Source organism: Sulfurivirga caldicuralii, assembly GCF_900141795.1.
Classification (GTDB): Bacteria; Pseudomonadota; Gammaproteobacteria; order Thiomicrospirales; family Thiomicrospiraceae; genus Sulfurivirga; species Sulfurivirga caldicuralii.
The window spans coordinates 327,165-346,424 of sequence record NZ_FSRE01000001.1 but is presented as its reverse complement, the minus strand read 5'-3'; the positions used below and the strand labels follow the sequence as shown (position 1 = coordinate 346,424).

At 61.6% G+C, this 19,260-nt stretch carries 21 protein-coding genes and 1 tRNA gene; 14 read left to right on the top strand and 8 right to left on the bottom strand.

What is annotated here, in order from left to right:
* Window positions 1-4: 4 nt before the first annotated feature.
* Together argS and gcvH are read right to left on the bottom strand one after the other, a co-directional pair.
* Window positions 5-1,759, bottom strand: a complete 1,755-nt coding sequence (gene argS, locus BUQ81_RS01830; RefSeq protein ID WP_074200683.1) for an arginine--tRNA ligase — start codon at window positions 1,757-1,759, stop codon at window positions 5-7.
* A gap of 97 nt (window positions 1,760-1,856) precedes the next feature.
* Window positions 1,857-2,243 (bottom strand): glycine cleavage system protein GcvH, encoded by a 387-nt coding sequence (gene gcvH, locus BUQ81_RS01825; RefSeq protein ID WP_074200682.1) that lies wholly within the window; start codon window positions 2,241-2,243, stop codon window positions 1,857-1,859.
* Between the two features lie 160 nt (window positions 2,244-2,403).
* Between gcvH and BUQ81_RS01820 the strand changes: the two genes are divergently transcribed.
* Window positions 2,404-2,613 (top strand): cold-shock protein, encoded by a 210-nt coding sequence (locus tag BUQ81_RS01820; RefSeq protein ID WP_074200681.1) that lies wholly within the window; start codon window positions 2,404-2,406, stop codon window positions 2,611-2,613.
* Window positions 2,614-2,663: 50 nt separating this feature from the next.
* Here BUQ81_RS01820 and BUQ81_RS01815 read toward each other — a convergent pair whose 3' ends face one another.
* Window positions 2,664-3,644, bottom strand: a complete 981-nt coding sequence (locus BUQ81_RS01815) for a 2-hydroxyacid dehydrogenase (RefSeq protein ID WP_074200680.1) — start codon at window positions 3,642-3,644, stop codon at window positions 2,664-2,666.
* The gene (locus BUQ81_RS01810; RefSeq protein ID WP_074200679.1) at window positions 3,641-4,480 is read right to left on the bottom strand and encodes an RluA family pseudouridine synthase; all 840 of its coding nucleotides are present in this window, start codon (window positions 4,478-4,480) and stop codon (window positions 3,641-3,643) included. Before BUQ81_RS01810 ends, BUQ81_RS01815 begins: the two co-directional genes overlap by 4 nt.
* Before the next feature lie 66 nt (window positions 4,481-4,546).
* Between BUQ81_RS01810 and ppk1 the strand changes: the two genes are divergently transcribed.
* From ppk1 to BUQ81_RS01770, 8 genes are read left to right on the top strand one after another with little or no spacing between them, the layout of a single operon-like run.
* Window positions 4,547-6,679 carry a polyphosphate kinase 1 gene (ppk1, locus tag BUQ81_RS01805; RefSeq protein ID WP_074200678.1) on the top strand — a complete coding sequence of 711 codons (2,133 nt, stop codon included), beginning with the start codon at window positions 4,547-4,549 and terminating at the stop codon, window positions 6,677-6,679.
* Window positions 6,676-8,181: an exopolyphosphatase gene (ppx, locus tag BUQ81_RS01800; protein ID WP_074200677.1), complete on the top strand. Its 1,506-nt coding sequence runs from the start codon at window positions 6,676-6,678 to the stop codon at window positions 8,179-8,181. The genes ppk1 and ppx overlap by 4 nt, the downstream gene beginning before the upstream one ends.
* A gap of 30 nt (window positions 8,182-8,211) precedes the next feature.
* Window positions 8,212-8,778, top strand: a complete 567-nt coding sequence (locus BUQ81_RS01795; protein ID WP_074200929.1) for a YqgE/AlgH family protein — start codon at window positions 8,212-8,214, stop codon at window positions 8,776-8,778.
* Window positions 8,771-9,223 (top strand): Holliday junction resolvase RuvX, encoded by a 453-nt coding sequence (gene ruvX / locus BUQ81_RS01790; RefSeq protein WP_074200676.1) that lies wholly within the window; start codon window positions 8,771-8,773, stop codon window positions 9,221-9,223. The genes BUQ81_RS01795 and ruvX overlap by 8 nt, the downstream gene beginning before the upstream one ends.
* Complete coding sequence (pyrR, locus tag BUQ81_RS01785) at window positions 9,220-9,729, top strand: bifunctional pyr operon transcriptional regulator/uracil phosphoribosyltransferase PyrR (RefSeq protein ID WP_074200675.1); 510 nt, start codon at window positions 9,220-9,222, stop codon at window positions 9,727-9,729. The genes ruvX and pyrR overlap by 4 nt, the downstream gene beginning before the upstream one ends.
* 2 nt (window positions 9,730-9,731) lie before the next feature.
* On the top strand, window positions 9,732-10,724 hold the full coding sequence (locus BUQ81_RS01780) for an aspartate carbamoyltransferase catalytic subunit (protein WP_074200674.1): 993 nt from the start codon (window positions 9,732-9,734) through the stop codon (window positions 10,722-10,724).
* Complete coding sequence (locus tag BUQ81_RS01775; RefSeq protein ID WP_074200673.1) at window positions 10,721-12,010, top strand: dihydroorotase; 1,290 nt, start codon at window positions 10,721-10,723, stop codon at window positions 12,008-12,010. The genes BUQ81_RS01780 and BUQ81_RS01775 overlap by 4 nt, the downstream gene beginning before the upstream one ends.
* Before the next feature lie 3 nt (window positions 12,011-12,013).
* A complete protein-coding gene (locus BUQ81_RS01770) occupies window positions 12,014-12,589 on the top strand; it encodes a hypothetical protein (RefSeq protein WP_074200672.1) in 576 nt (191 codons plus the stop codon).
* On the opposite strand, the gene BUQ81_RS01765 is transcribed toward BUQ81_RS01770, so the two are convergent.
* Together BUQ81_RS01765 and BUQ81_RS01760 are read right to left on the bottom strand one after the other, a co-directional pair.
* Entirely contained in the window at window positions 12,571-13,077 is a 507-nt protein-coding gene (locus tag BUQ81_RS01765; RefSeq protein WP_074200671.1) for an NfeD family protein, read from the bottom strand. The genes BUQ81_RS01770 and BUQ81_RS01765 overlap by 19 nt on opposite strands.
* Window positions 13,070-14,002, bottom strand: coding sequence for an SPFH domain-containing protein (locus BUQ81_RS01760; protein WP_074200670.1), 933 nt, complete (start codon window positions 14,000-14,002; stop codon window positions 13,070-13,072). Before BUQ81_RS01760 ends, BUQ81_RS01765 begins: the two co-directional genes overlap by 8 nt.
* Window positions 14,003-14,070: 68 nt before the next feature.
* On the opposite strand from BUQ81_RS01760, the gene BUQ81_RS01755 reads away from it, so the two are divergent.
* The 3 genes from BUQ81_RS01755 to BUQ81_RS01740 all read left to right on the top strand — a co-directional run bounded on the left by BUQ81_RS01755 (window position 14,071) and on the right by BUQ81_RS01740 (window position 15,588).
* Window positions 14,071-14,556 carry a GlcG/HbpS family heme-binding protein gene (locus BUQ81_RS01755; RefSeq protein WP_084188185.1) on the top strand — a complete coding sequence of 162 codons (486 nt, stop codon included), beginning with the start codon at window positions 14,071-14,073 and terminating at the stop codon, window positions 14,554-14,556.
* A gap of 735 nt (window positions 14,557-15,291) precedes the next feature.
* Window positions 15,292-15,453: an EAL domain-containing protein gene (locus BUQ81_RS08700; RefSeq protein WP_084188184.1), complete on the top strand. Its 162-nt coding sequence runs from the start codon at window positions 15,292-15,294 to the stop codon at window positions 15,451-15,453.
* A gap of 44 nt (window positions 15,454-15,497) precedes the next feature.
* Window positions 15,498-15,588, top strand: a tRNA-Ser gene (locus tag BUQ81_RS01740).
* 31 nt (window positions 15,589-15,619) lie between these two features.
* Here the strand turns inward: BUQ81_RS01740 and BUQ81_RS01735 are convergent.
* Both BUQ81_RS01735 and hldE read right to left on the bottom strand, forming a co-directional pair.
* Window positions 15,620-16,192 (bottom strand): D-sedoheptulose-7-phosphate isomerase, encoded by a 573-nt coding sequence (locus BUQ81_RS01735; RefSeq protein ID WP_074200667.1) that lies wholly within the window; start codon window positions 16,190-16,192, stop codon window positions 15,620-15,622.
* A complete protein-coding gene (gene hldE, locus BUQ81_RS01730; protein WP_074200666.1) occupies window positions 16,179-17,600 on the bottom strand; it encodes a bifunctional D-glycero-beta-D-manno-heptose-7-phosphate kinase/D-glycero-beta-D-manno-heptose 1-phosphate adenylyltransferase HldE in 1,422 nt (473 codons plus the stop codon). The genes BUQ81_RS01735 and hldE overlap by 14 nt, the downstream gene beginning before the upstream one ends.
* A gap of 95 nt (window positions 17,601-17,695) precedes the next feature.
* Between hldE and BUQ81_RS01725 the strand changes: the two genes are divergently transcribed.
* Together BUQ81_RS01725 and BUQ81_RS01720 are read left to right on the top strand one after the other, a co-directional pair.
* Entirely contained in the window at window positions 17,696-18,325 is a 630-nt protein-coding gene (locus tag BUQ81_RS01725; protein ID WP_074200665.1) for an acyloxyacyl hydrolase, read from the top strand.
* Window position 18,326: 1 nt separating this feature from the next.
* A complete protein-coding gene (locus tag BUQ81_RS01720) occupies window positions 18,327-19,259 on the top strand; it encodes a KpsF/GutQ family sugar-phosphate isomerase (RefSeq protein WP_074200664.1) in 933 nt (310 codons plus the stop codon).
* The last annotated feature ends 1 nt before the right edge of the window (window position 19,260 follow it).

The following is a 19,260-nucleotide window of genomic DNA, read 5'->3' as shown; positions in this document are numbered from 1 at the left end:
GACCTCACATCTGCTCCGGCGCCGATACACCCAGCAGCGCCAGACCGTTGTAGATCACCTGCTTGACCGCCACCACCAGTGTCAGGCGGGCATTGCGCAGTGGTGCTTCCTCCACCAGGAATGGGGTGGCGTTATAGTAGCTGTGCAGCTGACCGGCCAGATCGCGCAGATAATAGGCCAGCAAATGCGGTTCACGCCCGTGGGCGGCGCGCACGATCAGTTCCGGATAGCGCGCCAGCTCACTCGCCAGCGCCTGTTCACGCTCATCCACCAGCAGATTCAGCGATGCCTCACCCGCCTTACGGTCCCACGGCATGCCCTTTTCTTCCGCCTGGCGCAGCACCGACGCAATACGTGCGTGGGCATATTGAATGTAGTACACCGGGTTGTCGTTGCTCTGGGACTTGGCCAGATCCAGATCAAAGTCCATGTGCTGCTCGGACTTGCGCATCACATAGAAAAAGCGCGCTGCGTCCACACCCACCTCTTCGCGCAGCTCGCGCAGGGTGACAAACTGGCCGGAACGGGTGGACATGGGCACCTTTTCGCCGCCGCGCCACAGGGTGGCGAACTGCACCAGCAGCACCTCCAGCGCGGCATCGTTCAGATCCAGCGCCTTCAGCGCAGCGCGCACCCGGGGAATATAGCCGTGGTGATCCGCCCCCCAGATATCGATCAGGCGCTCGAAGCCGCGCTCGAACTTGTTCAGATGGTAGGCGATATCCGAGGCAAAATAGGTCTTGATGCCGTTTTCCCGCACCACGACGCGATCCTTCTCATCGCCGTATTCGGTGGAACGGAACCAGAGCGCGCCATCCTTTTCGTAAATCTTGCCAGCCGCCTGCAGACGGGCAATGGTCTCGTCCACCAGGCCGGTGTCGAATAGACTCTTTTCAGAGAACCAGGTGTCGAAATGCACGCGAAACTCGGCCAGGTCTTCCTTGATGTCAGTGAGAATGTCGTCCAGCGCCGCCTGATGCACCACCGCGTACTGATCCTGCAGCAGCGCCTTGGCATTGGCGATCAGCGCATCGATGTGCGCTTCCTTGTCCCCTTCCGGCGCATCCGGCGGCACATTTTTATAGACTTCATCCAGCGGACGGTGCAACGCCTCGCCGAAACGGTCCTTCAGCCGCCGCGCGGTATCGCGGATATAGTCGCCCTGATAGCCGTTGCTGGGGAAATCGACCTGCTCGCCCAGCAACTCCAGATACCGCAGCCACACGGAGGTGGCGAGAATGTCCATCTGCCGGCCGGCATCGTTGACATAGTACTCGCGATGCACGCTGTAGCCGGCCGCCTCAAGCAGATTACTTACCGACGCCCCATAGGCCGCGCCGCGTCCGTGCCCCACATGCAGCGGCCCGGTGGGGTTGGCGGATACGAACTCTACCAGCACCTTTTCACCGCCGCCGGCGCCGGAGCGGCCAAAGCGCTCGCCCTCTGCCAGCACCGCGCGGATTACGTCATACTGGCTCGCGGTCTCCACAAAAAAGTTGATAAAGCCCGGTCCGGCGATCTCCACCTTCACCAGCCACGCCGTGTCCGGCAGCGCATCCACCAGCAGTTCCGCCACCTGCCGGGGCGCCATGCCGCACGGCTTGGCCAGCATCATGGCAAGGTTGGTGGCAAAGTCGCCATGCGCCTTGTCACGGGTGTGATCCACGCGAATCTGCGGTTCAATCTCGGCGGGAACATGGCCTGCGCTTTTCAGCTGCTGCAGGGCCTGATCGAGCGTTGCGGCGATTTTCTGCTTCATGGGGCCTCAAACTGGTCTATAGGTTGGCGAAAGGCGCGTATTTTAACCGCTGCGCCAGGGCGGCGAAAAATGGTCCCGAAAAAAGTCGGGGACCCCCCTATTCCGTGGTCGCCGTGGCGTACGCCTCGGGGCTGAGCAATTCATCCAGCTGACTGGCATCCGCCGGTTGAATGCGAAACAGCCAGCCGCCGTCATAAGGCTCGTCATTGACCCGCTCCGGCTCGTCTTCCAGCGCCTCGTTGATGGCGACAATCTCCCCATCTACCGGCGCATGGATGTCAGATGCGGTCTTGACCGACTCGATCACCGCCACCGCATCGCCGGCGCGCACAATGTCGCCCACCTCGGGCAGGTCCACGTGCATGATGTCCCCCAGCGCCTCCTGGGCATGGTCGGTAATGCCGACGACGACCTCGCCGTTCTCATCCAGCCAGGCCCATTCGTGCGTCTCGGCATATTTCAGATGTGCGGGCAGATTGCTCATGGGATGTCCTTCCAGTGTGGTGATGAATGCGCCCCATTTTACCGCCGACGGAAAAATAATTACGAAAGTGTTTGACCGCAAAGGCGTTCACTGTTAAGGTGGCCTCAGTGCTTGCGACAGCCGGCACGTTTTTGTTTTACTTTGTAAGAGTTACACAGTTATGTCAAATGCAGTAAACGGAACCGTTAAATGGTTCAACGACGAAAAAGGTTATGGTTTCATCGAGCAGGAAAATGGTCCTGACGTATTTGTTCACTTCTCCGCCATCAATGGCAGCGGTCGTCGCACCCTGCTGGAAGGCCAGCAAGTGACCATGGAAGTGACCCAAGGTCAAAAAGGCCCTCAGGCCGAAAACGTAACCCCGCTGTAAACGCAGCCACGTTTCGTCTTAAACGCCCCGCTCGCCGGGGCGTTTTTGTATCAACACAAAAAGTTCTCACCCGCTACCGCTGGATCCTGTGCCCACGCCTGCAGTGTGGCCACGGTCGTGCGCGCGATATTCTCGACCGCCTCCTGGGTTAAAAACGCCTGATGCCCCGTAATCACCACATTGGGTAGTGCCATCAGTTGCGCCAGCATTGGATCCCGTATTCCTTCGTCACGATGGTCCTCGAAAAACAGGCCCCGTTCGAATTCATACACATCCAGCGCCGCCCCGCCCAGATGGTCCGACCTGAGCGCATCCAGCAACGCAGCTGTATCAATCAGCGCCCCGCGACCGGTATTCACCACGACGGCCCCCGGTTTCATCTTTTGCAACCGCTCCGCATTGAGCAGATGGCGGGTTTCGGGCGTCAGCGGGCAGTTTAGCGAGACGATATCAGACACCTCAAGGGCCTCTTCCAGCGACACATCGGGCACGCCCACCACCTGCGCATAGGGGTCATGCCCCACCACCTCACAGCCAAAAGCCTGCAACCGCTGCGCCACCAATCGACCAATCCTGCCCAATCCAATCACAGCGGCGCGCTTGCCATTCAGATCAAACCCCATCAGCCCCTGCAGGCAGAAATCGGCACGCCGCACCTTGTCCTGCGCCAAATGAATGCGCCGCACCAGCGTCAACAGCAATGCCAGCGTATGATCCGCCACCGCATGGGGCGAATAGGCCGGCACCCGCCCCACACGCATACCCAGTCTGCGCGCCACCGCCAGATCCACATGATCGAAGCCGGCACTGCGCAGCATGAGCATGCGCACCCCCTTTTCGACCAGCTTCTCCAGTACCTGCGCATCCGCCCAGTCGCTTACAAACAGACTGACCGCATCCGCCGCCGGACACTGTGCCACCGTATCCGGCCCCAAGTGCGCTTCATTAAAGTGCACCACCCAGTCTTCCGGCAACAAGGCTTCCAGCCGCTGCTGCTCGTAAGGCCGCACACTGTAAAACTCCACTTTCATGCAACGCCCTCCTCACGCTGGTAAAAACCGGCTTCAGCCCACTGCGCGCGCGGCCAGCCCGCTTCAATGACCTTATCGCTCAAATCCCGAAAGCGCAAGCGATAGGCCAGCAGCTGCAGCGGCAACGGTGCCGCACCGCCGTAGCGGGGGTCGCCCACCACAGGATGCCCCAGTTCAGCAAAATGGCGACGAATCTGGTGCAGCCGGCCTGTTTCCAGCGTGATGTCCACCTCCGTCATCGGCAGGGGCGCTGCCACGGTGCGCACCACCTCAAATCGCGTACGCGCAGGCTTGCCATCCAGCGCTAAAGCAATCATACCGCCTTCACGAACCTCGCCCTTGACCCACGCACGATAGCCCTTCTCCACCTGCCGCTGTTGAAACTGCCTTGACAGGGCACCAGCGGCCTGGCGGTGGTGCGCCAGCAGCACCAGCCCGGCGGTTTCCCGATCCAGACGATGAACCAGCCACACTGGGCGTCCCAGCGCCCTTTCCGCCTGACGCAGCAGGCTGGCCGCATCGCCCCACTGATTGCCCTGTGTCAGAAGACCGGCCGGCTTGAACCAGACGCTCCAGCCCTTTTCCCGCCGCACACACTGCGCTTCGGGAATCGGTTGCGATAGTACTGCCTCATCGTAATAGAGCCACACGGGCGTGCCGGCCGGCAACAGCCGGGTCGCCTTGCGCAGGCGTACCCGTCGCCCCTTTTCCTTCGTCCATGCCGCCCCGGCATTCATGGCGCGCTTGACGGCACCCCTGGACAAACCGCTCAGTTGCGCCAGCGCATCCACCGCACGCATCGGCGCTTCCACCCTGCCGTGCCAGCTTCCCTTCATCTCGCTACCCCGCACGTTTCAGCAAAGAGTAAAATGACTTTAAATAACTCACTTGCGCCCAAATCCATGACGACAACACCTGCCCCCCAACCGGAAAATCGCTATATCAATCGTGAGCTAAGCCTGCTCAACTTCAACCGCCGCGTGCTGGAAATGGCGCAAGATCCAAAGGTGCCACTGCTGGAGCGACTCAAGTTCCTGTGCATTTCGTTTGCCAACATGGACGAATTCTTCGAAGTGCGGCTGGCCTCGCTCTACGAAATGCTCGGCGACAGCAATGTGCGCACTGTCCCCGACGGCCTCACGCCTGCCGAAGCGATAAAGATGCTCAATGCCGAGGCACACAAGCTGGTAGAAGACCAGTATGACACCTTTAACCATATTCTCATTCCCGAGCTGGCCCAGGAAGGCATCCGCTTTCTGCGCCGCCCCAACTGGACCGAGGCCGAACGGGCCTGGGTGCGACAATACTTCATCGACAACATGCTGCCCATTCTCAGCCCCATCGGTCTGGACCCGGCGCACCCCTTCCCGCGCGTGCAGAACAAGAGCCTGCACTTCATTGTATCGCTGGAAGGGGAAGACGCCTTCGGCCGCCGCATTCCCATGGCGGTGGTACCAGTGCCGCGCACCCTGCCGCGCGTGATCCGCATGCCCAAGGAAATCAGCGGCGGCGACAATGATTTTGTCTTCATTTCCTCGATCCTGCACGCCAATGTGGGCATGCTCTTTCCCAACATGACCGTCACCGGCTGTTACCAGTTCCGCGTCACGCGCAACACCAACCTCTTCATCGACGAAGAGGAAGTGGACGACCTGATGAAGGCGCTGGCCGGGGAACTGTCCACGCGCCAGTACGGGGAGGCCATCCGCCTGGAAGTGGCCGACAACTGCCCGCCGCACCTGGTGGAATACCTGCTCGACCGTTTCCGCCTCACCAAGGACGAACTCTATCAGGTACACGGACCGGTCAACCTGCACCGGCTGATGTCCGTGCCCGACATGGTGGATCGCCCCGACCTCAAGTTCCCGCCGTTTCAACCCACACTGCCCACCGTAGGCAAGCCGGGCAAGAAAGGCTTCTTCCTGTTCGGCAGCAAGGCCAAGGCACCCAAGAACATCTTCGAGCAGATCCGCCAGCGCGACATCCTGCTGCACCATCCCTACGAAGCCTTTGCCCCGGTGGTGGACTTCATCAATCAGGCGGCCGACGACCCCAATGTGCTCGCCATCCGCATGACCCTCTACCGCACCGGCGAAAATTCCCCCATCGTCGCGGCGCTGGAGCGGGCCGCACGCGCCGGCAAGGAGGTCACTGCGGTGGTGGAGCTGCGCGCCCGCTTCGACGAGGACAACAATATTCAGCAGGCACGCCGCCTGCAGGAAGCAGGCGCCCACGTGGTCTATGGCGTGGTGGGCTACAAGACCCACGCCAAGATGATTCACATCGTGCGCCGCGAACACGACCGGCTGGCGCAATATGCCCATCTGGGTACCGGCAACTACCACCATGTCACCAGCCGCTTCTATACCGACTTCGGCCTGCTCACCGCCCACGAAGGCATCTGTCATGATGTCAACAAGGTGTTTCTGCAGCTTACCAGTCTGGGCGCCGCACCGGATCTGCAATACCTGCTGCAGGCGCCGTTTACTCTGCACAGCGGCGTCATCGAGCGCATTCAGCGCGAGGCTGACAACGCCCGCGCCGGCAAGCCCGCACGCATCCTTGCCAAGATGAACGGCCTGCAGGACAAGCAGGTGATCGACGCCCTCTACGAAGCCTCGCAGGCCGGTGTAGAGATCGACCTGATCGTGCGCGGCATCTGCTGCCTGCGCCCCGGCGTGCCCGGCCTGTCGGAAAACATCCGCGTGCGCTCCATTGTCGGGCGTTTCCTCGAACACCACCGCGTCTATTACTTCGAAAACCATGGCGAACGGCCGGAACTCTACATTTCCAGCGCCGACTGGATGCGGCGCAACCTGAAAGGACGCGTGGAGACCGCCACCCCCATCCTCGAGCCGGACCATTTCCAGAAGGTCTATACCGAAGGACTCGCCCTTTATCTGCAGGACAATCAGGGCGCCTGGGCGCTGCAGCCCGACGGCACCTACCTGCGCCTGCATCCTGAAGAAGGCGAACAGCCCTTCAGCGCGCAGCAGGCGCTCATTGACAAATACAACACGGCCAGCGAAACATGAACGAATCCAATCAGAACCTTTATGCCGCCATTGATCTGGGCTCCAACAGCTTCCATCTGATCATCGCCCGCGAACAGCACGGGCAGATGCAGCCGGTGGATCGCCACAAGGAGATGGTGCGCATGCGCGCCGGGCTGCAGCCTGATGGCAGCCTGAGCAAGGAAGCCGAAGAGCGTGCCCTTGACTGTCTGGCGCGCTTTGGCCAACTCATCGCCAATATCCCCCCCGAAAACGTGCGCTGTGTGGGCACCAACACCCTGCGCAACATGAAAAACAGCGCCCGTTTTCTCAAAAAGGCGCGCAAGGCGCTGGGGCACGACATTCACATCATCTCCGGGCAGGAAGAAGCCCGCCTCATCTATCTGGGCGTGGCCCACGGCCTGCCCCGCTCCGACGAACAGCGCCTCGTCATCGACATCGGTGGCGGCAGCACCGAATTCATCATCGGGCGCGGCTACAGCCACGAACACCTTACCAGTACGGAAATGGGCTGCGTCTCCATCAGCCAGTCCTTTTTCCCTGAAGGCGCCGTCAGTGCAAAACGCTTCGAGCACGCCATCACCCGCTGCCGTCAGATCCTGCGCCCCTACTCACGCCAGCTCCGGCAACTGGGCTGGGATGCCGCCTACGGCGCTTCCGGCACCATCAAGTCCATTGGCGTCATCTGCGAGGCCAACGGCTGGGGCGAAGCCATCACGCCCGACGCGCTCGCCAACATTCGCACGGCTCTGATCAAGGCGGGCAACGTGGACAAGGCGGACATCAGTGGCCTGAAAGACGAGCGCCGCCCGGTGATTGCGGGCGGGCTGGCCGTGCTCAGCGCCGCGTTCGAAGAGCTGGACATCGACGCCATGCGCGTTTCCAACCACGCCCTGCGCGAGGGCCTCATTTACGACCTGCTCGGCCGCCTCATTGCCGAAGACAGCCGCGAAACCAGTATCCGCGCCCTGCAGCGCTGGACCCAGGTGGATATCGCCCAGGCCAGTCGTGTGGCCAAAACCGCCCGTGCCCTGTTCAAGCAGGTGCACAACAGCTGGAAACTGCACAGCCCCGACTTCGACTACCGCAAGCTGCTCATCTGGGCCGCCGAAATCCACGAGGCCGGCAAGGCCATCAGCCTGAAGAAATACCGCGCCCACAGCGCCTATCTGGTCTCCAACGCCGAGCTGTCCGGCTTTTCCCAGCAGGAAAAGGAAATGCTTTCCGCCATGGTGTACAACCACCGCGGCAAGATCGACATGAGCCGCTTCGATGCCCTGATCGAACCGCACAACAAGCGCCTGCGCAACCTTACCATTCTGCTGCGCCTCGCCGTGCGCCTGCACCGCGGCCGCGAACCCGACCTGCCCGAACCGCTGCTTATCCTCAAGGACAAGAAACACCTGCACCTGCAGTTCGATGATGACTGGCTGGCCCAGCACCCCCTCACCGCGCTGGACCTGGAAACCGAAGCCAGGCACCTCAGCGATATTGGTTTCACTCTCACTTTTGACAACGGATGAGGATAGGGTAACTTCGCTATAATGCGCAGCATGAATCACGCTGACTCTCTCGCCCATCATTTCCTGCTCGCTATGCCGTCGCTGGACGGCACCTATTTCGAGCGCGCGCTCATCTATGTGATTGAAGACACGCCGGAAGGCAGCATGGGGCTGGTGGTCAATCGCCCCATCCAGCCCAGCGTGCGCGACATGCTCGACGGGCTGGAGATCCCCATCCTCAAGGACGATCCGCGTCTGGATACGCCCGTGTACGAAGGCGGACCAGTGGACCCGGAGCACGGCTTTGTCATTCACCGCCCGCAGGGAAACTGGAAAAGCAGCATTCTCATGCCTGACAATGTGGCCATGACGGTGTCGCTGGACCTGCTGCGCGCCATGGGCGAAGGGCAGTTCCCCGACCAGTTCATCATGGCGCTGGGCTACACCGGCTGGGAGGCGGGCCAACTGCAACAGGAGCTGAGCGAGAACAGCTGGCTGACGCTGCCCTACAGCGCCACACTGATGTTCGACATTCCCGACGATGCCAAGTGGGAAATGGCGCTGAGCACGCTGGGCGTGAGCCCGGAATTCCTCAGCACCGAGGCAGGCCATGCCTGAATGGGACGGCGTCAACCTTCCGCAGACGCCGCCTGAAGGCCGCTATCTTGCCTTTGACTTTGGACGCAAACGCATCGGCACCGCCACAGGGCAGACGCTGACGCGCACCGCCTCACCGCTCGGTGTCGTCGCCAGCCACGACGGCGTGCCGGACTGGGACGCCATCGCCGCACTGGTGGATGAATGGCAGCCGAGAGCGCTGGTGGTGGGGTTGCCCTACCGCCTGCATGACGGCTCGGTGCAGCTCACCACCCAGCAGGCGCGCAAATTCGGCCAGCGCCTGAGCGGCCGGATGAACCGCCCCGTCTATTTTGTGGCGGAGCAGCTCAGCTCGGTGGAGGCCGAACAGCGCCTGGCCTCGCTGCAAGACCCCAGCACCCCGCTGGATGCCGTGGCCGCGCAAATCATTCTGGAACGCTTTTTTGACCAACTGGACATCCCATGAAACTCAATCTCGACGTCAACAGCCTGCTGGATACCCTCGAAGCCAACCTGCGCGAGGACCCCATCATGGGCAAAAACCCGCACATGATCGGCATTCGCAGCGGCGGGCTATGGATTGCCCAGCAACTGCACCAGCGCCTCGGCCTGGAGACGCCGCTGGGCGAGCTGGACATTGCCTTCTACCGCGACGACTTCTCCCGCGTGGGCCTGCACCCCACCGTGCGCCCGAGCCATATCCCCTGGAACGTGGAAGACGCGCACATCATTCTGGTGGACGACGTGCTCTATACCGGCCGCACCATCCGCGCCGCGCTGAACGAGATCTTCGACTACGGCCGCCCGGCGCAGGTGCTGCTCACCACCCTGCTGGAGCGCCCAGGCTGCCGCGAACTGCCCATCTGTGCCCAGTATGTGGGCGCACAACTCAACTGCGACCAGAAGGTGAAGCTGCTCGGCCCCGACCCGCTGGAGCTGCACCTGATCGAGGACAAGGAGGAGGTGGCCTGACCATGCGCCTGACTGAACCGGACATTCAGCTCAATGCCCAGAAAAAGCTGCGCCACCTGCTGACGCTGGAAGGGCTCAAGGAACACCAACTCACCGAAATTCTCGATCTGGCGGAAACCTTCTTCGACCCGGCAACGGGCGACCTGAAAAAGGTGCCGCTGCTGCGCGGCAAGACCATCATGAACGTCTTTTTCGAGCCGAGCACGCGCACCCGCACCACCTTTGAAATCGCGGAAAAACGCCTCTCCGCCGACGTGGTTAACCTCAATATCGCCACCTCCGCCACCAAGAAGGGCGAAAGTCTGCTCGACACCCTGTGGAACCTGCAGGCCATGGGCGCGGACATGTTCGTCATCCGCCATGCCGATAGCGGCGCGGCGCACTTCTTCGCCCGCCACGTGGCGCCCCACGTGCACGTGCTCAATGCCGGCGACGGCCGCCACGCTCACCCCTCGCAGGCGCTGCTGGACATGTTCACCATCCGCAAGCACAAGGGCGACATCTACGATCTGAAGGTGGCCATTGTGGGTGACATCCTGCACTCACGCGTGGCGCGCTCGCAGATTCAGGCACTGTCCATCCTCGGCGCCCGCGAAATCCGCGTCATCGGCCCGCGCACCCTCATGCCCAGTCACCCCGAAGCCCTCGGTGTGCACGTCTATCACGACATGGACCGCGGGCTGGAGGATGTGGACGTGGTGATAATGCTGCGTCTGCAGAACGAACGCATGAGCGGCGCGCGCCTGCCCAGCGAAAAGGAATTCTTCCGCCTCTACGGCCTCACCGAAAAGCGACTGGCCCGCGCCAAGCCCGACGCCATCGTCATGCACCCCGGCCCCATCAACCGCGGCGTGGAGATCGACTCTGCCGTGGCCGACGGACCCCGCTCGGTGATACTGGATCAGGTCACCAACGGCATCGCCGTGCGTATGGCCATCATGGCGGTCATCTTCAGCAACGCCGCGCAACTTCAACAGCAGGAGCGTGAAGCATGAAACTGCGCATTGACAACGCCCGCCTGCTCGACCCCAGCACCGAACAGGACATCACCGCCAGCCTGTGTGTGGAAGGCAACCGCATCGTCGCCTTCGGCAAGGTGCCTGACGACTTCAAGGCCGACGAAGCCATTGACGCCAGCGGCCTGTGGCTCATGCCCGGTCTGGTGGACCTGCAAGTGCGCACCGGCGAACCCGGCGACAACGCCTGCGGCACCGTCGCCTCGGAAGCGCGGGCAGCTGCCGCCGGTGGCGTCACCACCTTCTGCGTGCCACCCGACACCTGGCCAGTGGCCGACACCCCCGCCGTGCCGGAGCTGATCCGCCGCCGTGCCCGTCAGGCCGGGCAGGCATTCGTGCTGCCCATTGCGGCGTTGACGCAGGGACTGGAGGGGGAACGGCTGGCACCGCTGCACGCGCTCAAGAACGCCGGCTGCATTGCCGCCAGTCAGGCCAACCGGCCCATCCGCAACGCGCTCACCCTGCGCAACGCCATGGAATACGCCGCCAGCCACAACGTGCGCCTGATGCTTAAGCCGCTGGACGTGGATCTGGCCGACAGTGGCGTCGCCCACGACGGCCCCGTGGCCAACCGCCTCGGCCTGCCTGCCATTCCCGCCAGCGCCGAAACCACCGCCGTGGCCACCCTGCTCTTGCTGGCCGAAGAAACCGGCGCAAAAATACATCTCAACGCCCTTTCCTGCGCCCGTTCAGTGGAGCTGGTGCGCGACGCCAAGGCACGCGGACTGGCCGTCACCTGCGATGTGGCCGCACACCAGCTGCACCTGTCCGAAATGGACCTCATGGATTTCAACCCGCTGTTCAAGGTGCTGCCGCCGCTGCGCAGTCTGGACGACCAACGCGCGCTACGCGCGGGGCTGGCCGACGGCACCATCGACTGTATCATCAGCGACCATACGCCGCTGTATGCGGACGACAAGCTGCTGCCCTTCCCGCAGAGCAAGCCCGGCATCAGCGGCCTCGAAACCCTGCTGTCGCTGACGCTGCGACTGGTGGAAAGCGGCGAGCTGACCCTCATGCAGGCGCTGAAGGCGCTCAGCCGCAACCCGGCCCAGTTGCTCGGCATCGACGGCGGCTCCCTCCAGCCGGGCAGCCGTGCCAGCTTTTTCCTGTATGACCCTGACGCCCGCTGGACACTGCGGGCCGATGCGCTGCTCAGTGCCGGCAAGAATACGCCCTTCGAAGGCTGGGAGTTTTCAGGCAGGGTGGTCGGCACCTGGTTTCTGGGCAAAAACGTGTTCAAACCCGCTTCACAGGACGCCTGAGCCATGCCCGCAGCACCGGGCATTTTTGCCGAGTTGCAAAAAGTCGGGGACCCCCCTGTGCAGGCCGGCTTTTTTGCCTGGCGTGCGACACTTTCCCAGCCGCTTGAGCTTAAGCCCGGCCAGTGGCTCGCCAGCCCGGATGCCGAAATCGGCTGGCTCGGACAGACAAATGAATCACACATGCTGCTGGTCGGGCCGGAGGACCTGCCCGAACGTATCTTGCTGACCAAACACGGCGAAGCCCTGGCAGCGCCTGATCAGGCCATTGTGGTGGGTGTTGGACTGCCAGGGCTGGGCGGTGTGCTCAAGACAGCACAGGAATGGAAAGGTTCGGCGCAGCTGATTGCGTTGTTGCAACTGGATGCCCTGCCCTTTCAGGCGGCACCCAGCCGCATCTGGCTGCCGGGCATGCCCAGCGCCACCATCGCCACCCTGCCGCTGCTGGAAGACTGGAAGATTCCCTGCCGTCTCGCGGCGGATGCGCCGGGCTGTTTTGAAGGGGATGTGCACGCCCTGCTGCAGGCGTGGCGTGCTTCCGGGCAGATGCCCGACTGGCCGATTTACGCTTTCGGCGCCTGATCTTCACCAGCCGCTTCATCGAGCGGCTCAATCATGGCGCCGCTTTCATGCAGATGCACCACCCGCACCTGCATGCCGTCGTCCATGGCTGGCAGGCGGTTCTGCAACCGCCACCAGGTGCCACGGTAATAGACACTCCAGCGCCCGTCGTGCTGCTGCAGCTCGCCAATGCCACCGGCCTCATAGCGCTCCGGCGGTGGTGCCTCGCGGCTGGCCATCCAGCGCATGAGCGGGCGGCGGAACGCCAGCAGCAGCACCGTACCGAAAATGGCCACGGCAATCAGCTGAAACTCGCCACTGCGAAAGTCCATGAACAGGCCGAGAAAGCCCACCACGATGGTGGCGATACCGAACCACAGCACCACAAACGAGCCCAGCCCGGCCAGCACCTCAATCACGATCAGTGCGGTCCCAATGAGCAGCATCCACCAGATGGAAAACAGCGGCACATAACCATGCAGCTGCTGCAGGGTATCCGCCTCACTCATGGCCGCCGCTGCGTTTGTTGAGCAGATCCTGCAGGATGGTAAAGCTGCCGATCACCTCGTTTACCTCATAGGGCACCACCACCTTGTTGGCGGAATCGGAAGCAGCCAATTTTTCAAATGCCTTGATGCGGTCCTGCGCCAGCAGGAATTCGGCGGCACGACGGTCATCGGACATGGCGGAGTTGAGCAGTTCCATCGCCTTGCGCTCGCCTTCGGCAATCTGTTCCTGCTCGTATCGCTTGGCATCCGCCATGCGTTCGATGGCTTCCGCTTCCTTAAACGCTTTCTGGCGCAGGCCTTCCGCCTCGGCAATGGTGGCGTTTTTCTGCCCTTCCGCTTCGGTTTCGGTAGCTCGGCGCTGGCGCTCGGCCTTGAGCTGCAGCTCCATGGCATGCTTGATCTCGGCCGGCACCTCGATGTCGGAGATTTCCACCCGCGTCACCTTCGCGCCCCAGTTTTCCGAGGCCGCATCCAGCGCCTGCAGCAGCGCGGCGTTGAGGCGGTCGCGTGAGGAAAGGGTTTCGTCCAGCTCCAGCTTGCCGATCTCGGCCCGCAGCGTGGTTTGCGCCAGCTGAGCGATGGCCAGCTTCAGGTCGAGGATTTCGTACGTAGCCTTCTTGGCGTCCACCACGCGCATGAACACCAGCCCGTTGATGGTGACGCTGACGTTGTCCTTAGTGATCACATCCTGCGGCGGGATGTCAATCAGCTGCTCCTGGGTGTTGAACACCGTCCGTACCCGGTCCAGAAAGGGGATGATGAAATTGAGCCCGCCGTGCAGGGTGCGATGGTAGCGACCCAGCCGCTCGATCACCCACACCTGCGCCTGCGGTACGATCTTGACGCTGGCCAGCAGCACGATAAAGACGGCGACGGCAAAACCAACCGCGAATAAACTGAAATCCATCACACCTTGACCTTCCATAGCTTTTCCTTTAGATTTGAAACCACATGATCGAATTGACATTGTGGCAAAGACTGGAGGGAATCACAATGAAAAAACTTGCACTGATCGGTCTGCTTGCCTGTTCCACGGCGACCTGGGCCAATGAGGAGCCGTTGGTGGTCAATGTGCCGCGCCTGTCGGCGGATGTCGTCGTCAAGATTGCTCAGGGTGCACTGGACGCCTGCCGCAAGGAAGGGATCCCCGTGACAGCCACGGTGGTGGATCGCAATGGCATTGCGCAGATTCAGCTGCGCGACACCACCGCACCGCCGGTGTCCTATTCCATCAGTTTCAAGAAGGCCTATACCGCCGTCATGTTCAACGCCAGGGGCAGCGAACTGGAAAAGCGCTGGAAAAGCCCGCTGACCACTCTGGATGAAGGACTTGCCTTCATGGCGGGCTCTGTACCGATCAAGGCCGGCGGCCGCCTCTACGGCGCAGTGGGCGTCAGCGGTGCACCCGACGGCATGGTTGACGAAAAGTGTGCCGCAGCCGGTGTCAATGCCGTGATCGAAGATCTGGAGATGATGTAAAAAGCTACAAAAGAAACTGAATTGGCATCCTGCTTGTTTAAGGTCGCTCATCCATTCCGAAACAAGCAGGATGTCGCATGTTACCCGACGAACAACAGCACATTTTCCTGAATCACGTTCCCCTTTTACTCCTGACCCACGACGGCAACTGGATTCCCAGCTGCATCGTCGAGAGCATCGTTCAGGACTTCGATGTATCCTTCAAGCAGGGCACACACACCATCTCGCCTGAGCGTCTGGCCGAAATCTGCCCGGACAGTTTCGTAACTGAAATTCCATCTGAAAACAAGGTCTTCCGCTGGCACCGCATCCCTTGCAAGGACTACAAGGCCAGCTATTATGGAGAAGATATCACCCAGGAGCGCCATTGGAAAAAACGTGCAGCAGAAACCCGCCTGCTCCATCCACTGACCCGTCTGCCGAACCTGACCTATACACTGAAAAAACTCGCCGCATGGAACAGGGAGGACGAAATCTGTGCCATCCGTATTGGCCTGGTCAATCTGGCTGTCCTGAACGAACTTTATAGTGAACAGTGTGGCAATGAAGCCATCAGGAAGATTGCCACTACACTCAATATTAAAACTTGCCGCCCGGAGCTTTTCCTGGGTCAGTTAAGTGGCAACCAGTTCCTGATAGCCGGATCGCTAACAGAACCGGAAGCATTCGTAAACGAACTCTACCATCAGCTCACGGATTCAACCCAATTTCGATGCACGTCATCAGATCGTGCAGATGGCCGAAGCGCTTGGTCTCGATGTGGTGGCAGAAGGCGTCGAGGGTCAGGAACAGAAAGAAATTCTGACGCGACAGGGCTGCATGGAACATCAGGGTTATTTCTATGGGAAGCCCATGCCCGCTGATGCATTTGCCCGCCTGTTGAAACAAAGCGCCTGATCGTAGACATTTGCGCAAAGATGGGTATAATTCCGCCTTCATCAGGTGAGGTGACGGAGTGGTTGAACGTGCACGCCTGGAAAGTGTGTAGGGGTTAATAGCCCCTCGGGGGTTCGAATCCCCCCCTCACCGCCAGAATACCAAGCCCGCTTATGTGCGGGCTTTTTCATTTCTTTGCATCGGCCTCCAGCGCATCGCACAGCACATGGGAGAGGAAGCTGTGCGCTTCCTGCACGCGCGCCGTTTCCCGACTGGGCACCGGCAGGGCGATATCCGCCAGCTGTGCGAGGGTATTGGGGCCTTCTCCAGTCAAGGCAACAGTGGTTGCGCCCAGCGCTCTCGCAGCTTCCAGCCCCTTGATCACATTGGCGCTTTCCCCCGATGTGGACAGACCAATCACCACATCCTCCGGTTTGACCAGCGCCTCTACCTGACGGGCAAACAGGGTATCGAAGCCAAAATCGTTGCTGTGGGCAGTGAGAATGGACGTATCGGTAGTCAGCGCAATGGAAGCCATGGGGGCACGGTTTTTCACATAGCGCACCACCAGCTCGGCCGCCATGTGCTGTGCATCCGCGGCACTGCCGCCATTGCCGAACCACACCAGCTTGCCGCCTCCCTGCAACGCTGCACGTGACGCATCAATCCAGGCAGCCAGCGGGGCTTCCAACGATACCAGTTGATCCATGAGGGCCTGATGACGCGCCAGCGCGGCGTGAAAAAGATCAGTTCTGCTCACGAATGCGCTCCACGATATGGGTGGTGGAAAAGCCGTCCCAGAAGGAGAGCACCTTCACTTCCCCGCCGTTTTCCTGCACACAGCGGGCACCGGCGATTTCCTCCGGCCGGTAGTCACCGCCCTTGACCAGCACATCCGGCTGCACGGCGCAGATGAGCCGCTCCGGCGTGTCTTCATCAAAAGGAATGACCCAGTCCACGCAGTTGAGCGCGGCCAGCACCTCCATGCGCGCTTCCAGCGGCACAATAGGTCGGGTTTCGCCCTTGAGGCGGCGCACGGACTCATCACTGTTGACGGCCACCACGAGGCGATCGCCCAGCTGTGCGGCTTCCTGCAGATAGCGCACGTGACCGGCGTGCACGAGATCGAAGCAGCCATTGGTCATCACCACGCGCTCGCCACGCCCCTGGGCAGCGCGCACCTGCTCCACCAGCTGATCCTCACTGGGGGCCACATAGCCCAGATGGGCCTGCTTGCGCGCCAGATGCTGTTGCAGCTCGGGGGCGGTCACCACCGAGGTGCCCACCTTGCGCACCACCAGCGAGGCGGCTTCGTTGGCCAGCCAGGCGGCGCGCTTGAGTGACTCGCCGGCGGCGTAGGCGGTGGCGAGTACCGCCATCACGGTATCGCCGGCACCGGTCACGTCAAACACTTCCTGCGTCTGCGCCTTGAGCCCGTAGGGTTGCTGTTCACGCTCCAGCAGCAGCATGCCGTGTTCACTGCGCGTCACCAGCAGCGCCTGTAGATCCAGCTCATCCACAAGCTGCTGTCCACGCTGCGCAAGACAGCTTTCGTCATTGCTACAGGGACCAACGATGCGCTCGAATTCGCCCTGGTTGGGCTTGATCAGCGTGGCGCCGCGATAGCGGGTGAAGTTGTCCCCCTTGGGATCGATCAATACCGGCACACCGGCCTTGCGGGCGGCTGCAATCATTCTCTCCACCGCTGCCAGAGCGCCCTTGGCGTAATCGGACAGCACCAGCGCATCATAATCGCCCACCTGTGTCGCCACGGCATCGGCGAGCGCCTCTGCAGCGGTCTGCGGCGCAGGCTGTTCAAAGTCGAGGCGAATCAACTGCTGCTGGTGGCTGAGTACGCGCAGCTTGCAGATGGTGCCGCTGTCGGCGCGGACCCAGCTGTGCTCAACGCCATGATCGTCCAGCAGCTGATCGAGGCGTGCACCATATTCATCCTCGCCGGTGACGCCCATCAGGGTCACCTGCGCCCCCAGCGCGGCGATATTCATGGCCACGTTGGCGGCACCGCCGGCACGCGCATCCTCGTCGGCCACGTTGACCACCGGCACCGGCGCTTCTGGCGAAATGCGTCCGGCGCGACCCTTCCAGTAGAGATCCAGCATGACATCGCCCACCACGAGCAGGCGGGCGTGGGCGAATTGCGACACCATAAATGCTTTTCCTGAACAATTGGCGCTATTTTAACGGTCTCCCACCGCTTGCGACTAAAATAACGGTTTTGAATATCAGGACAGGACTGTCAACCATGCGACCATGGATTGCCTTTTGTGCAGCGTGTCTGTTCGCGATCGGTGCTCGCGCCGAAAACGACACGGATACGCTGATGAAAAATACCGCCATTGCCGGTGCCATCGCCAGCTGGGCCGCAGCCGCGTGGCTGGGGGACGACGTGGCCGCGGCCGCCCTGCATGCAGGGGGTCGCCAGCACCTCGGCCTCGCCGGCGGCAGCGCCAGCCAGACGGACATGGCGCAGATGCTCTATGGCTGGGACTTTTCACACAATCTGATCGAACGGCCCACCTGGCGGCTGCGCGGGCAGTGGGAAGTGGACCTGACCGGCTGGTGGGCCAACAAATCCTCACGCCGCAACAACAGCGGCTGGATGACCGGTATCACACCGGTGCTGCAGTTCGAGCATCGCAGCACCTACCGTCCCTATGCGGAATTCGGCATCGGCCTGAAATACCTGTCGGACATCCTGGTGGGTGACCAGTACAAATCCACCCAGCTGCAGTTCGGCGATCTGGTGGGTGCCGGCATCAGCATTGACAACTGGCAGCTGGGCTTCCGCTTCCTGCACATTTCCAACGGCGGCATTGAAACGCCCAACCCCGGCACCAACTACTATGGAATCAAGCTGGACTATGCCTTCTGACATGAGCTACCAGGATATTGCCAGGCGGGTCTTCCGTATTGAAGCCGAGGCGATCGCAAACCTCTGCAACCAGCTGGACGGTCAGTTCGATGGCGCCGTGCGGGCCATTTTGGACAGCCGCGGCCGCGTGGTCATCTGCGGCATGGGCAAGTCGGGCCTGATCGGCAAGAAAATCATGGCCACCCTGGCTAGCACCGGCACGCCGTCGTTTTTCATGCACCCGGGCGAAGCCTTTCACGGCGACCTGGGCATGGTGGCGCCAGATGATGTCTTTATTGCCATTTCCAACTCCGGCGAAACTGAAGAGGTCATCCGCCTGCTGCCCTTTCTGAAGGACAACGGCAATGTGATCATCGCCATGACCGGCAATCCGGATTCCACCCTGGGCAAGAACGCCGATTTTCATCTGAACATCGCCGTGCCGCAGGAGGCGTGCCCGCACCAGCTGGCACCCACCAGCTCCACCACCGCCACCCTTGTCATGGGCGATGCCCTCGCCGTCGCGCTCATGGAGGCGCGCAACTTCCAGCCCCAGGACTTCGCCCGCTTTCATCCAGGCGGCAGCCTCGGGCGCAAACTGCTCACCAAGGTGAAGCACGAAATGAAGACCGAAAATCTGCCCTTCGTGGCCGGCGATGCGCCTATGAAGGAGGTGATTCACACCATGAGTGCCGGGCGACTGGGGCTGTGCATCGTGGATAATGGTCGCGGCGTCATTACCGACGGCGACCTGCGCCGCCATCTGGAAAACGATCCGCAGCTGATGCAGAAAACCGCTGCCGACATCATGACACCCAATCCGAAGACCATCTCCCCCGAGGCGCGCCTGACCGAAGCGGAAGCGCTGATGACGCAGAACAAGATCACCTCGCTGCTGGTCAAGGACGACAGGGACCAGGTGGTGGGCGTCATCCAGATCTACGACCTCGCCTGAC

Bases quoted from the DNA above. Each gene is read 5' to 3' on its own strand.
- ppk1 (WP_074200678.1), top strand. From the start codon at position 4,547: ATGACGACAACACCTGCCCCCCAACCGGAAAATCGCTATATCAATCGT.
- BUQ81_RS01760 (WP_074200670.1), bottom strand. From the start codon at position 14,002: ATGGAAGGTCAAGGTGTGATGGATTTCAGTTTATTCGCGGTTGGTTTT.
- BUQ81_RS01780 (WP_074200674.1), top strand. From the start codon at position 9,732: ATGCGCCTGACTGAACCGGACATTCAGCTCAATGCCCAGAAAAAGCTG.
- BUQ81_RS01765 (WP_074200671.1), bottom strand. From the start codon at position 13,077: ATGAGTGAGGCGGATACCCTGCAGCAGCTGCATGGTTATGTGCCGCTG.
- BUQ81_RS01755 (WP_084188185.1), top strand. From the start codon at position 14,071: ATGAAAAAACTTGCACTGATCGGTCTGCTTGCCTGTTCCACGGCGACC.
- pyrR (WP_074200675.1), top strand. From the start codon at position 9,220: ATGAAACTCAATCTCGACGTCAACAGCCTGCTGGATACCCTCGAAGCC.
- BUQ81_RS01810 (WP_074200679.1), bottom strand. From the start codon at position 4,480: ATGAAGGGAAGCTGGCACGGCAGGGTGGAAGCGCCGATGCGTGCGGTG.
- BUQ81_RS01720 (WP_074200664.1), top strand. From the start codon at position 18,327: ATGAGCTACCAGGATATTGCCAGGCGGGTCTTCCGTATTGAAGCCGAG.
- hldE (WP_074200666.1), bottom strand. From the start codon at position 17,600: ATGGTGTCGCAATTCGCCCACGCCCGCCTGCTCGTGGTGGGCGATGTC.
- BUQ81_RS01820 (WP_074200681.1), top strand. From the start codon at position 2,404: ATGTCAAATGCAGTAAACGGAACCGTTAAATGGTTCAACGACGAAAAA.
- BUQ81_RS08700 (WP_084188184.1), top strand. From the start codon at position 15,292: ATGGCCGAAGCGCTTGGTCTCGATGTGGTGGCAGAAGGCGTCGAGGGT.
- argS (WP_074200683.1), bottom strand. From the start codon at position 1,759: ATGAAGCAGAAAATCGCCGCAACGCTCGATCAGGCCCTGCAGCAGCTG.
- BUQ81_RS01795 (WP_074200929.1), top strand. From the start codon at position 8,212: ATGAATCACGCTGACTCTCTCGCCCATCATTTCCTGCTCGCTATGCCG.
- ppx (WP_074200677.1), top strand. From the start codon at position 6,676: ATGAACGAATCCAATCAGAACCTTTATGCCGCCATTGATCTGGGCTCC.
- BUQ81_RS01770 (WP_074200672.1), top strand. From the start codon at position 12,014: ATGCCCGCAGCACCGGGCATTTTTGCCGAGTTGCAAAAAGTCGGGGAC.
- BUQ81_RS01725 (WP_074200665.1), top strand. From the start codon at position 17,696: ATGCGACCATGGATTGCCTTTTGTGCAGCGTGTCTGTTCGCGATCGGT.
- BUQ81_RS01775 (WP_074200673.1), top strand. From the start codon at position 10,721: ATGAAACTGCGCATTGACAACGCCCGCCTGCTCGACCCCAGCACCGAA.
- gcvH (WP_074200682.1), bottom strand. From the start codon at position 2,243: ATGAGCAATCTGCCCGCACATCTGAAATATGCCGAGACGCACGAATGG.
- BUQ81_RS01815 (WP_074200680.1), bottom strand. From the start codon at position 3,644: ATGAAAGTGGAGTTTTACAGTGTGCGGCCTTACGAGCAGCAGCGGCTG.
- ruvX (WP_074200676.1), top strand. From the start codon at position 8,771: ATGCCTGAATGGGACGGCGTCAACCTTCCGCAGACGCCGCCTGAAGGC.